At 65.7% G+C, this 13063-nt stretch carries 10 protein-coding genes; 7 read left to right on the top strand and 3 right to left on the bottom strand.

Features of this window, described 5'->3' with window-relative positions; all coding sequences use genetic code 11:
* Position 1: 1 nt before the first annotated feature.
* The 7 genes from IFT71_RS15665 to IFT71_RS15635 all read left to right on the top strand — a co-directional run bounded on the left by IFT71_RS15665 (position 2) and on the right by IFT71_RS15635 (position 8246).
* The gene (locus tag IFT71_RS15665; RefSeq protein WP_192141908.1) at positions 2 to 901 is read left to right on the top strand and encodes an NAD-dependent epimerase/dehydratase family protein; all 900 of its coding nucleotides are present in this window, start codon (positions 2 to 4) and stop codon (positions 899 to 901) included.
* A 58-nt stretch (positions 902 to 959) separates the two neighbouring features.
* A complete protein-coding gene (locus IFT71_RS15660; protein WP_037527622.1) occupies positions 960 to 1205 on the top strand; it encodes an acyl carrier protein in 246 nt (81 codons plus the stop codon).
* 138 nt (positions 1206 to 1343) lie between these two features.
* Entirely contained in the window at positions 1344 to 2606 is a 1263-nt protein-coding gene (spt, locus tag IFT71_RS15655; protein ID WP_183936254.1) for a serine palmitoyltransferase, read from the top strand.
* A gap of 124 nt (positions 2607 to 2730) precedes the next feature.
* Positions 2731 to 4620, top strand: coding sequence for an ATP-binding protein (locus IFT71_RS15650; RefSeq protein ID WP_192142104.1), 1890 nt, complete (start codon positions 2731 to 2733; stop codon positions 4618 to 4620).
* A gap of 115 nt (positions 4621 to 4735) precedes the next feature.
* The gene (gene lptF / locus IFT71_RS15645) at positions 4736 to 5929 is read left to right on the top strand and encodes an LPS export ABC transporter permease LptF (RefSeq protein WP_031394134.1); all 1194 of its coding nucleotides are present in this window, start codon (positions 4736 to 4738) and stop codon (positions 5927 to 5929) included.
* Entirely contained in the window at positions 5926 to 7023 is a 1098-nt protein-coding gene (gene lptG / locus IFT71_RS15640; protein WP_056674932.1) for an LPS export ABC transporter permease LptG, read from the top strand. Before lptF ends, lptG begins: the two co-directional genes overlap by 4 nt.
* A 68-nt stretch (positions 7024 to 7091) precedes the next feature.
* Complete coding sequence (locus IFT71_RS15635) at positions 7092 to 8246, top strand: N-acetyltransferase (protein ID WP_192141906.1); 1155 nt, start codon at positions 7092 to 7094, stop codon at positions 8244 to 8246.
* A gap of 22 nt (positions 8247 to 8268) precedes the next feature.
* Here IFT71_RS15635 and IFT71_RS15630 read toward each other — a convergent pair whose 3' ends face one another.
* From IFT71_RS15630 to IFT71_RS15620, 3 genes are all read right to left on the bottom strand, one after another.
* A complete protein-coding gene (locus tag IFT71_RS15630) occupies positions 8269 to 8661 on the bottom strand; it encodes a response regulator (protein WP_192141904.1) in 393 nt (130 codons plus the stop codon).
* Positions 8662 to 8725: 64 nt separating this feature from the next.
* Positions 8726 to 11200: an ATP-binding protein gene (locus tag IFT71_RS15625; RefSeq protein ID WP_192141902.1), complete on the bottom strand. Its 2475-nt coding sequence runs from the start codon at positions 11198 to 11200 to the stop codon at positions 8726 to 8728.
* Complete coding sequence (locus IFT71_RS15620) at positions 11201 to 12490, bottom strand: EAL domain-containing protein (protein WP_244654949.1); 1290 nt, start codon at positions 12488 to 12490, stop codon at positions 11201 to 11203.
* Positions 12491 to 13063: the final 573 nt, after the last annotated feature.

Genomic DNA, 13063 nt, shown 5'->3' with positions numbered 1-13063 from the left:
CATGATCCTGGCCATCACCGGCGGCACCGGGTTCGTCGGCAGCCACCTGATCGACCATGCCCTGGAGACGGGGCACGCGATCCGCGCGCTCGCCCGCAAGCCGCAGGCCAAGCGGACCGGCGTGACCTGGATCGAAGGCGCGCTCGATCGCCCGAAGAGCCTTGCGACGCTGGTCGAGGGCGCGGACGTGGTGATCCACGTCGCCGGCGTGGTCAACGCCGCCGATCGCGCGGGCTTTGCCGAGGGCAATATCGCCGGCACCCAGGCGATCGTCGACGCGACGCGGTCGGCGGGGATCCGCCGCTTCGTCCAGGTCTCGTCGCTGGCGGCGCGCGCGCCGGCGCTCTCCAACTATGGCTGGTCGAAGGCCGAGGCGGAGACGTGCGTTGCTGCGTCGGGGCTCGACTGGACGATCGTCCGCCCGCCGGCGATCTTCGGCCCGCGCGATCACGACCTGCTCGACGTGTTCAAGGCCGCGCGATCGGGATATGTGCCGATGCCCCCTGCCGGCACGCGCGTCTCCTTGCTCTATGTCGAGGATCTGACCGCGCTGCTGCTCGCGCTGGCCGAGATCCCGGTGGCGCCGGCGATCATGGAACCCGATGACGGCACGCCCAAGGGCTGGGACAATCGCGACTTCGCGCGTGCGATCGGCGTCGCGGTCGGCAAATCGGTGACGCCGCTGTCGATGCCGCGTGTCGTCCTGTCGCTGGCGTCGGCCGCCGACCGTCTCGTCCGGCGCGGCAAGGCCAAGCTGACGCGCGACCGGGTCCGCTATTTCTGCCATCCCGACTGGGTCTCGCACACGCCGCCGCCGGCCACGCTCTGGACGCCCTCGGTCCCGACGCCGCAGGCGCTGGCGCAAACCGCGGCGTGGTATCGCGCGGCGGGGCTGCTATAGCGCCGAAAAGCCGCCGCAATTCGCTGTCAGGATTGCGTCGACACCCGGAAGGAAGAGCATGAGCGACCGTCAGCAGATCTACGACACCGTCACCGCGCAGATCGAGCCGTTCAACAAGAAGGGCGTCGCGCTGAGCGATGCGACGACCTTCCAGGGCGATCTGGAATGGGACAGCCTGACCGTCATGGATTTCGTCGCCGCGATCGAGGATGAATTCGACATCATCATCACGATGAACATGCAGGCCGAGATCGAGACCGTCGGCCAGCTGGTCGATGCGGTCGCGAAGTTGAAGCAGGACTAACCAAAAATATCCCGTTCGTGGTGAGTAGGGACTGAGCGCGGCGAAGGCCCGTATCGAACCACCTGCCCTTCGATACGCGTCTTCGGCTTTGCTCAGCCGCTACTCAGGACGAACGGAAGTTTTTAAGGCCGAATGACGATGACCGAAGCCGCCACCACCGCCCACGCCCTCCCCGTCGATCCCCCCGAGGTCGCGCCCGAACGCGATCTGATGAGCAAGTTCGACGGGCTGATCGCCGAACGCGAGGCGCTGGTGAAGTCCGGCGTGCGCAATCCGTTCACGATCGTGATGGACGAGGTCAAGTCGCCGACCCAGGCGGTGATCCGCGGCAAGGACACGATCCTGCTCGGCACCTACAACTATATGGGCATGACGTTCGACCCCGACGTCATCCAGGCGGGCAAGGACGCGCTCGAGAAATTCGGCTCAGGCACCAATGGCAGCCGGATGCTCAACGGCACGTTCCACGATCATATCGACGTCGAGCAGGCACTGCGCGAGTTCTACGACATGAGCGGCGCGATCGTGTTCTCGACCGGCTACATGGCCAATCTCGGGATCATCTCGACGCTCGCCGGCAAGGGCGAGTACGTCATCCTCGACGCGGACAGCCATGCGTCGATCTATGACGGCTGCAAGCAGGGCAATGCCGAGATCGTCCGCTTCCGCCACAACGACGTCGCCGATCTCGACAAGCGGCTCGGCCGCCTGCCCAAGGAGGCCGGCAAGCTGGTGGTGCTCGAAGGCGTCTATTCGATGCTCGGCGACATCGCCCCGCTGAAGGAAATGGTCGCGGTCGCCAAGAAGCATGGTTGCATGGTGCTGGTCGACGAGGCGCATTCGATGGGCTTTTTCGGCCCCAATGGCCGCGGCGTGTACGAGGAGATGGGGCTGACCGACCAGGTCGATTTCGTCGTCGGCACCTTCTCGAAATCGGTCGGCACAGTCGGCGGGTTCGTCGTGTCGAACCATCCCAAGTTCGAGATGGTCCGCTTCGCCTGCCGCCCGTACATCTTCACCGCGTCGCTGCCACCGTCGGTGGTCGCCACTGCCGCGACGTCGATCCGCAAGCTCATGACCGCGCACGACAAGCGCGCGCAGCTCTGGAAGAATGCGCGGGCGATGCATGCGGGCCTCAAGGCGATGGGCTTCAAGCTCGGCACCGAGACGTCGGATTCGGCGATCATCGCGATCATCCTGACCGACCAGGAACAGGCGATCGCGATCTGGCAGTCGCTGCTCGAGGGCGGGCTGTACGTGAACATGGCGCGCCCGCCGGCGACGCCTGCGGGCACGTTCCTGCTGCGCTGTTCGCTGTGCGCCGAACATACCGACGCGCAAGTCGAGACGATCCTCTCCATGTTCCGCGACGCGGGTCGCGCCGTCGGCGTGATCGGCTAGCAGCCGGCCGCTGTCATTGCGTCGGGAGCAATACGCACGCTATCGTCGCGGGGTGACGCAGGACGAGGCCGACGCGGCAGCCCTTGGGGGCGGTGCGACCTGGCGGACCATCACGCTCATCGTGATGGCGCTGCTGGGCGCCGCCGTTCTGGTCGGGCTCATCGCCACGCTGAGCAGCGCGAACCGCCAGCGCGACAGCGCGTTGCGGCTGCAGGCGCACAGCTATGACGTGATGATCCTCGCGCGCACGCTCTCGAGCACGATCGCCCGGTCGGAGGCGTCGCTCGGCCGCTATGTGATCAGCGGCGACCGGCAACTGGGCCGGCTCTATTTCGAGGAATGGGTCCTGGCCGGGACGCAGCTCAACCGGCTCGAGCGACTGACCTACGACAATGGCGAACAACGCGGGCACATCGCCGAACTGCGCCAGGCCTATGAGGACCGCGGCCGCGAGCTGTCGATGACCGCGCTCAGCACCAATTACGGCAAGAATTCGCAGGCGTTCGCGCGCTATTACCAGGGCCGCAACGCCCCGACGCTGATCGCGATCAACCGGACGCTCGACCGGCTCATCGCGCGCGAGCGGGCGCTGCTCGACAACCGGACGTCGCGGGCGATGGCATCGGTCGAACGTTCGAGCTCGATCGCGGGCGTGCTCGCGGTGTTCGGGATGCTGATCGTGCTCGGCGCGATCGGGCTGGGCTGGTTCACGATCCGCGCGGTCAGCGACCGGGCGGTCGCGCAGGCGGACGCGGACATGGAGCGCAGCCGTGCCGAGGAACTGTCCGCCGCGGTCGAACAGGCGACGGCCGAGCTGCGCGTGCAGGACGCCAAGCTGCGCCAAGTCCAGAAGATGGACGCGGTCGGCCGGCTGACCGGGGGTATCGCGCATGATTTCAACAACATGCTCGCCGTCATTCTGGGCGGGCTGGAACTGGCACTGCGCAACATCGCGCGCGATCCGGCGACCGCGCGGCGGCACATCGAGAGCGCGACCGACGGCGCCACCCGTGCCGCCGCGCTGACCCGCCGGCTGCTCGCGTTCAGCCGCGAGGATTCGCTGAAACCCGAGACGATGGGGGTTGCAGGGCTGGTCGAGGGCATGTCCGACCTGCTCGACCGGACGCTCGGCGATGCGATCACGCTGCACGTGGTCGACGCCTCCGAGGGCTGGCGGGTCCGCGCGGATCGCGTCCAGCTCGAAAATGCGGTGCTCAACCTTGCGGTCAACGCGCGCGACGCGATGAACGGCCGCGGCACGATGATCGTGACCACCGGCGCGGCAGTGTTGGCCGCGGGCGCGATCGGCGACTGCCCGGCGGGCGACTTTGCCACTATCACGGTCGCAGACGACGGCAGCGGCATGTCGCCCGACGTCGCCGAGCGCGTGTTCGAGCCGTTCTTTACCACCAAGGAAACCGGCAAGGGCACGGGCCTTGGCCTCAGCCAGATCTTCGGCCTCGTCCGGCAGCTGGGCGGCGAGATCGCGATTGCCAGCGTGGTCGGTGAAGGGACGACGGTGACGCTGTATCTGCCCCGCGACACCAGCGATCCCGCGATCGAGCCGCAGCCCGTCCTGCCGTTTGCGGACCTGCCAGAGCCGGTACAGCCCGTCGCGCCGACGGGGCTGAACGTGTTGGTGGTCGAGGATGATCCGCGCGTGCTCGCCGCGACGATCGGTGCGCTCGAGGAGCTTGGCCATCATCCGGTCGCCTGTGACGACCCGACCCATGCGGCGGCGATGCTCGCGCGTCACGGCGCGATCGACCTGATCATTTCCGACGTGCTGATGCCGCGGCAGACGGGGCCCGAGATGATCGCGGCATTGCGGCCGCTGTTCCCCGACATCGCGATCTTGTTCGTCACGGGCTTTGCGGGTGAAGCCGCGACGAGCGAATTCGGTGAGCATGAGGTGTTGCGCAAACCCTTCACGCTGAGCGGCCTGGAACGCGCGGTCGCGGCGGCGATGGGCAGCGATCGCCCCACCCCGCCCCGCCAGATGGCGGCCGAATAGACCGTGACAGGCCCGCCCCGTCCGAACTATAGCCGTCGCCCTATATCCCGCGCGAAAAGCTGATATAGACCCGCCCCACGCCTCGCGTTCGAGGCGCTCGCAGAGCCCCCGCTTCATGAAATCCATCGATCGCTACATGGCCCGGCTGATCGCGGTCCCGCTCTTTTCGACGCTGATCATCGCGGCGATGCTGCTCGTGCTCGACCGGATGCGCCGGCTTTTCGATTTCGTCGCGACCGAGGGCGGACCGATCAGCGTTGTCTGGCGGATGCTCGCCAATCTGCTGCCCGAATATCTCGGCCTCGGGATCCCGATCGGGCTGCTGCTCGGTATCCTGCTCGCGTTCCGCAAGCTCGCGACGACGTCGGAACTCGACGTCCTGCGCAGCGTCGGGATGAGCTATACCCGGCTGCTGCGGGTGCCCTATATGTTCGCCATCGTGCTGGCGATCGCGAACCTGCTGATCGTCGGCTATCTCCAGCCGATCGCCCGCTATTATTACGAGGGGCTCCGCTTCGAGCTGCGCACCGGCGCGCTTGGCGCATCGATCAAGGTCGGTGAGTTCACGCATCTGGGCGACCGGATGACGCTGCGGATCGAGCAGAGCCGCGACAAGGGGCGCGAGCTGTCGGGTATCTTCGTCCATGCGCAGACGCCCAAGAACGACTGGATCGGCGTCACCGCCGAAAAGGGACGCTTCCTCGCGACCGACGATCCCAACGTCATTATCTTCCGTCTCGCCAACGGCACGCTGATCCACGAACGGCCCGAATTCAAGACGCCGCGCGTGCTGACCTTCAGCAGCCATGACCTGCCGATCAACCTGCCCAAGTTCGAGAGCTTCCGCGTCCGCGGCGGGCGCAACCTGGAATTCACGCTGCCCGAACTCGCGCGTGCGGGGCATGAGGCGGCGACGCCCGAGCTGCGTGATGCGAGCCGGTCCGAATTCCACTTCCGTCTGGCGGAGGTCGCGATGATGTTCCTGCTGCCGATGCTGGCGGTGGCGCTCGGCGTGCCGGCGAAACGATCGACGTCCGGTCTCGGCGTCTTCCTGTCGATCGTGATGATCGTCACCTATCACAAGGTGAACCAATATGCGGCGGACGTCGGCGAGCTTGGCCGGATCGACCCGCTGATCGCGCTCTGGGTGCCGTTCACGGTGTTCGCAGGGCTGATCCTGTGGATGTACTACACCATCGCCTATGTGCCCGGCGGCGAGCCGATCGGTGCGCTCGAGCGCGGCGTCGGCCGGATCGGCAAGGCGATCACCAGCCGGCTGCCCGGGCGCCGCAAAGAGAAGACGGCATGAGCAGGATCACGATCTTTCCGTCGCGCACGGTCGCGGTCTATATGGGCCGGCTGTTCATGACGCGGACGTTCAGCATCCTCGCGGCGCTGGTCCTCGTGCTCCAGGCGCTCGACCTGCTGAGCGAATCGGGCAACATCCTCGCGCAGGCGGGGAATGGCGACGCGCAGGTCTGGCAATATGTCAGCCTGCGCGCACCGCAGATCATCGCCTTCGCGCTGCCCTTCTCGGTCCTGCTCGGCACCATCCTGACGCTGATCACGATGAACCAGAACAGCGAGATCATCGCGCTCAAGGCGTCGGGGCTGTCCGCGCATCAGGTGCTCGCCCCGCTGCTGATCGCCAGCCTGGTCGTCGCGATCGTCAGCTTCAGCTTCAACGACCGCGTCGTATCGCGCGCCACCGCCACCCTGTCGCAGTGGCAGAAGGTCAATTACGGCGCGATGCCGATCGACCGTGGCGACCGTGCCAATGTCTGGGTGCGCGACGGCGACGACCTGATCCAGGTGAACCAGACGCGCGGCAAGGGCGCCGGAACGCGGCTCGGCGGGGTGACGCTCTATGATCGCGCTGGCGGAAGCCTCGTCTCGATCATTCGCGCCCCCAATGGCAAGCGCGTCGCCGGGGGCTGGGAGATCGGCCCCGCGACGCGGTTCGACGTCGCCAGCGGCACGCTGACCACGCTCGGCTCGGTGGTCGTCGGGCGCGATGTCCGGCCCGACCAGTTCACGCTCGCGAGCGTCGACGCCGACAGCCTGTCCTTCGGCGCGCTGAAGGCGGCGATCGGCGATCTGGCCGATGCGGGGCGCCCGACCAAGGCACTCGAGGGATCGCTCTGGCACAAGCTGTCGGGACCGCTGTCGTCGGTGCTGATGCCGCTGCTGGGCGCGGTCGCGGCGTTCGGCATCGCTCGCTCGGGCAAGCTGTTCATCCGCGCGGTGATCGGCATGGGGCTGGGCTTTGCCTATTTCGTCGCGGACAATTTCGCGCTCGCGATGGGCAATCTCGGCGCCTATCCGCCGTTTCTCGCCGCCTGGGCGCCCTTCCTCCTGTTCTTCCTGATCGGCGAGGCGGTGCTGTTCCGGACCGAGGAATAGCCGCTGTACGAACCGCGTAATCGTCGATATCCGCAGCGGCTGACGACGATGCGCTGAGGGGCGAGCCAATGGCCGGTACGATAACGATCCGCAAGGTCGAGACGAAGCGTGATCGCAAGGTCTTTGTCGACGTGCCCTTCGGCCTCTATCGCGACGATCGGCACTGGGTCCCGCCGCTCAAGACCGAAGCGCTCGGGCTGATCACGCCCGAAAAGAATGGCTGGTTCAGCCATGCCAAGGCGCAGCTGTTCCTCGCCGAGGAGAATGGCCGGGTCGTCGGCCGCATCTCCGCGCATATCGACACGCTCGCGCTCACCATGCCCGCCGAACAGGGCTTTGGCCCGGGCGTCGGCCAATGGGGGCTGATGGAGGCGGAGAGCGAGCCGGTGTTCCAGGCTTTGCTCGCCGCGGCCGAGGATTGGTTGCGCGCGCAGGGCATGGCGCGGATGCTCGGCCCTATCAGCATGTCGATCTGGGAGGAGCCCGGGCTCCTCGTCGAAGGCTATGATCACGCGCCGACGATCATGATGGGGCATGCACGCCCCGAATATCGCGACTGGGTCGAGCGGTCGGGCCAGGTCCCCGTCAAGCGGCTGATGACCTATGAGGTCGACGTCACGCGGCAGTTCCCGCCGATCGTCCAGCGGATCATCAAGTCCGGCGAGAAAAATCCGAGGATCGTCATCCGCGAGGTCGACAAGTCGCGGTTCGAGGACGAGGCCGCGATCATCCTCGCCATCCTCAACGATGCCTGGTCGAGCAACTGGGGGTTCGTGCCCCTGACGCCCCCCGAGATCAAGGATGTCGGGGTCAAGCTCAAGCCGATCGTCTTCAACGACCTGATCCGGATCGCCGAGGTCGACGGCAACCCCGTCGCGTTCATGATCACGCTGCCCGACCTGAACGAGGCGATCAAGCCGCTGCGCGGGTCGCTCCTGCCGTTCGGCTGGGCCAAGCTTTTGCTGTGGCTGCGCAAGCCAAAGGTGAAGACGGTCCGCGTCCCGCTGATGGGCGTCGTCCGGGAGCTGCAGTCGTCGCGCATGGCAAGCCAGCTCGCCTTCATGATGATCGAATATATCCGGCGTTCCGCCTCGCAGGATTACGGCGCCACCCGCGCCGAGATCGGCTGGATCCTCGACGACAATCAGGGGATGCGCTCGATCGCCGAAACGATCGAGAGCCGCATGAACAAGGTCTATCAGGTCTACGAAAAGACGCTCTAGCGGCCGTATGACCGGCCTGTGATCAGCCGATCAGCCCGTCGCCCTGTGCCTCACGTGCGAGGATCCGGCCGATCGCGTCGAACAGCGAATCCATCGCGACCGGCTTGAAGATCACATCGTCGGCGCCCGCGGAAAGACAGCGCTGACGAAGGTCGGGGGCGACGTCCGCGGTCACGACGATGATCGGGACCATGCCCTTGCCGTCGGACCGCGCGCGGATGTGGCGGATCGCGGTGATCCCGTCCATGCCCGGCATGCGCAGGTCGACCAGCACCATCTCGAAATCCTGCTCGTCGAGGATTTCGAGGCCACGCTCGGCGCTTTCCGCCTCGACCATCGTCGCGCCGGCCACGTCGAGCATGTCGCCCACCACGCGGCGGTTCATCCGATCGTCCTCGATGAACAAGATGTTCAACATATCCTCCGTGACGGTTCGACCGGGAGAGGCGCGCTGTCCGTCATTGCTAGGCGTTTACGCATCAAGCCGCCCGCGAGACAAGATCGGGAATTGCGTTGTTTTTAACTACCGGCGACGCGAAGATCGCTTCGACCAAATCCGCACCCGATACCGGCTTCGCAACGATGCGTGTAATGGCAGTCGTGAGCAGCGCCGGATCGTCGAGCCGATCGGCGGGCCACAACAGCGTCGTCGCGGCATCACCTGCCGCCCGCGTCAGCTGCTCCAGCGCCGGCCCCAGATCGCCACCGGCGCGCAACGTCGCATCGTCGATCACGATGTTCGCGACGACCGTCTGCGCCAGCAGTGTAACAGCCTCGTCGATCGAGGCGGCGGTCAGGACGATGTCGCAATGCGGCGTCACCAGGGTCCGGAACATGCTGCGCATGATCGGATTTCGGTCGATGATCAGCGTCGCCGCGCCGGGTCCCTGATCGGCCCCCAGGTCGCCGAGCGCGATCGCCTCCGCATGGACCAGCGGCAGGCTGAGCGTGAACGTGGCGCCCTGCCCTTCGCGGCTGGTGACCGTGACGTCGCCGTTCATCGCGCGCGCGAGGTTGCGACAGATCGACAAGCCGAGCCCGGTGCCGCCAAACTGCCGCGTCGTTCCGGCATCCGCCTGGCGGAAGGATTCGAAGATCTCGTCGAGCTTGTTCGCCGGAATGCCGATGCCCGAATCGGATACGTCGAGCCACAGCCGGTCTTCACCGGTTCGCAACGCCACCGTCACCGCGCCCACGCGGGTGAACTTCAGCGCATTCGACAACAGGTTGAACACGATCTGCCGCACCCGCGCGGCGTCGCCCATGATCCGGGCGGGGCAGTCGGCCATGTCGAGCGTGAACGACAGCCCCTTCGACCGGGCCTGCTCCTCCCACATTTGCGCAGCATCGGTCACCGTGGCGCACAGATCGAACGGCGCGAACTCGATCGTCAGGTTGCCGGTTTCCATCTTGGCGATGTCGAGAATGTCGTCGACCAGCGCGCGCATCGTCGCCCCCGCGCCGCGCACGATGCCGAGGCGATCGCGCAGGTCGGGCGTCAGGCGCGCATCGGCGAGCATGACCTCGGTCATGCCCAATATCCCGTTCAGCGGCGTGCGGATCTCGTGGCTGGTCGTGGCCAGGAACTCGGTCTTCGCCGCAAGCGCCTTGCCGAGCGCCGCGTTGGTGATCGCGAGGTCGTCATTCGCGGCGCGCACCTTGTCGCGACTGCGGCGAATCGTCACCAGCCCCAGCGCGAGCAGGCCGATGATGATTGAAACCGCCGCGATCGCGCCGATGAACATCAGTCGCTGCGTCTTCGCCCGGTCCTTTTCGTACCGCACGCTGCGCTCGAGCTCATCGGCGCGCAGTTTGGAAATTTTGAGTTCCTGGTTCGCAAAGTCGAATCGCGCCGCCAGCAAGGCCGTGCTCATATTCGTGGCGAGTGTGGTCGCCTGATCATCCAGACGCTTCTGCGCCTCGAGATGGACGAGCGCGTCGAGGGGCCGGTCGAGGGCCTTATAGATCGCATAGGCAACCTGATGCCCCTCCCGATACGACAGGTTGGTCTTCGTCAGATCGACGCCCGCAAAACGCTGCGTGATGAGCGCGAGCGCGCGCGGCAAATTCCCCTGTTGGAGGGCGACTTCGGCGGCGATCGGCAGCAGCTGAACCCGCCAGACTGCGGCCTCCGACTGCATGGCAAGGCGCTGGCTGGCAGCGATCGCCTTTGCCGCGGCTGCGGTCTTGCCCGCCTTTAGCAATACATGCGCGATATTCCCCTGGATGCGGGACTGCAGCAGCGGGCTCTTCATCTGCTCGGCGAGCGCCAGTGCCTTGCGATACTGTGCGACAGACTGGTCGTAACGGCCAAGATCCTGATAGCAGGAGCCCCGGTTATTGTAGATCGCCACCAGCAGGCCCGGGTCGCCATGGTAGACGTCGAGCGCCTGGCTGAGATATTTGAGGGCGGACTCGCTGTCATTGCCATCGCCGTACAGCGTGGCGATCAGCATGAGCGCCTTGGCACGGTTGCGCATGTCCCCAAGCGTGCGGAAGATATTGTGCGCGGCCTGATAGTCCGCCAGCGCCGACGCCAACTCCGCGCGAGTCGCATGAACGCCCCCGCGGGATAGAAGGATCTCGGCATTCAGCGCCGAACCGGGATCCAGCCTAACCACCGTTGCCAGAGCGTTGTGGATCAGCACGGCGGCGCGATCGTCGCGATCGATCCGCAGCGCCGCTTCCCCCTGCAGCCAGCGCGCGGTCGCGACGGCCAGCTGCCGCCTTTCGGGATCCGCTATGGCGGCGGCGGCCTGTTCGGCTGTCGATGCCCTGCGGATGGCCTCACCTGGATCGGTCTGCACCAGCGACTTGGCGTTCCCGATGGCGATATCGAACCGGACCTGCGGCAGCGGCTCTGCCCCGGCTGCCGCGGGCACTGCGCTGACGGCGAGAAGGATCGCCGGCAGCCCATGCCAAAGGCTTAGCCGCCGCCGACCCAGCTGGTTCACTCAGCCGGTCTTCCGGACAGCCGCGATCCGCGTGAGCGGTGACCGCACGTCGCGGGCGATTGCCAGATGACGCTCTTCCGCGAGGAACGGCAGCAGAGCGTCGATACCGATCGGGCGACTCACCAGAAATCCCTGAATCATGTCGCACCCCATGACCGACAATAGCGCCATCGCCGAGGGCGTTTCGACCCCTTCTGCAACGACTTCCATTTCGAGCGCGTGCGCGAGGTCGATCGTCGACCGGACGATCAGCGGATCGCGGTTCGAACTGGTGAGTTGCGTGACGAAGAGCTTGTCGATCTTGAGCTCGCTGGCGGGAAGCTGCTTGAGATAGGCGAGCGACGACAGGCCGGCACCATAATCGTCGATCGCGATCACGATGCCGATATCCGCGAAGATCTGCAAATTCCGGATCGCGCTTTCCGGATCGCGAATCACCGACGTCTCGGTGATCTCGAAGCCGAGACGCGCACCGCTCGACGTGATCATCTCGCACGCCTGCCGCACGAAACGCGCATCGGCGAGCAAGACGCCGGCGATATTGATGAAGATCGGCAGTTCATGACCATGCGCCGCCAGGATCCGCTGGTCGCCGATCACCTGCCCGATCGTCCACAGCGTGAGCGCAACGATGTCGCGGCTCTCCTCCGCGATCGGGATGAAGTCGCTCGGCAGTACGAGGCCGCGCTGCGGATGGCGCCAGCGGACCAGCGCCTCGACACTGACGATCTCCTGCCGGCGCAGATGGACCTTGGGTTGATATTGAAGGAACAGCTGGTCGCCGCCGATCGCCTTGTGCAGCTCGCGCGCCAGCATCAGCCGGTCGAGCGACGCGCTGGCCGCCGATACGTCGCGTGCGATCGGTCCGCGCTCGACCCGGGCATCGGCAAGCGCGAGCTCGGCTTCCTCGATCAGGCGGACCTCGTCGTGCTGCGGTGCGCGGACCGATGCGCCGCCCAGCGTCAGGTCGACGTGATAAAGTTCGCCGTCGATGTCGAACGGCGTGGTGAAGGCATGTGCGATCAGCTCGAGCGCGAGGTCGAGCTCGTTCTGCTGATCCGCCAGAAGCGCGATGTCGATCAGATCACGCGCTGCTATTTCTGTACGCGATTGCGGCAGAACCGCCGCGATCCGCAGCGCGATATCGCCGACCAGCGTGTCCGCGCGCGCGCGTCCGACATGGCGGCGAAGCATTGCGAAATTCGCGACCTCGGCGAGGATGACGAATTGCCAGCCATGAAAGGCCACGGGCAGGCACGACATAGTCGCGGGATCCGACACGTCAGTCATGCGACAGCCTCGCAGACGCATAACCGCCGCGATGCGAGTCGCACGTGCAGCCGAAAGGAATATGCGAGAGGTCGATCATCCCTAAACGCTAGCTGCCGATACTGAAGATAGCGTTAAGCCTCCCATGCTGGCACGTAAACGTGGTTAACGATTAATAAACCATGTTGAATTCAAGTTAACGCCCGGTTAACTTCCCCTTGCGTCCTAACGGGCGTGAACAAGGGAGAAAAAAGTGCTGAAGCTCATTCTTTCGCTCATCTACGGCGACCACATGCGCCCCTGGTAAACAGGTGCCGGCCCGGCGTTTTTGGAAAAACCCGCGTATCGCGGGCAAGCTTCCATTGGCGCCGGGCCACTTTGAATGCCATTCAACTATAGTGTTTTAAGACCCGTTATGGCCTGAAGCCGACGGGTAGACGCCGACTGGCCAACCCCACGGCCGTCTGGATATGTGACCGGTCGCTACCGCTGCAGCGCGCGCATGACGCCGCCCGGCTGCACCATACAGACAAGATGGGTAGCGCATCAGCGCCAGGGCGCAGGCCGAAGCAGCTCGCCTGCAAAACCAGCAAC

It is taken from the genome of Sphingomonas sp. CFBP 13733 (assembly GCF_014841795.1).
Classification (GTDB): Bacteria; Pseudomonadota; Alphaproteobacteria; order Sphingomonadales; family Sphingomonadaceae; genus Sphingomonas; species Sphingomonas aerolata.
The sequence above is the reverse complement of the archived record's forward strand: the minus strand, read 5'-3'. Positions and strand labels throughout refer to the sequence as shown.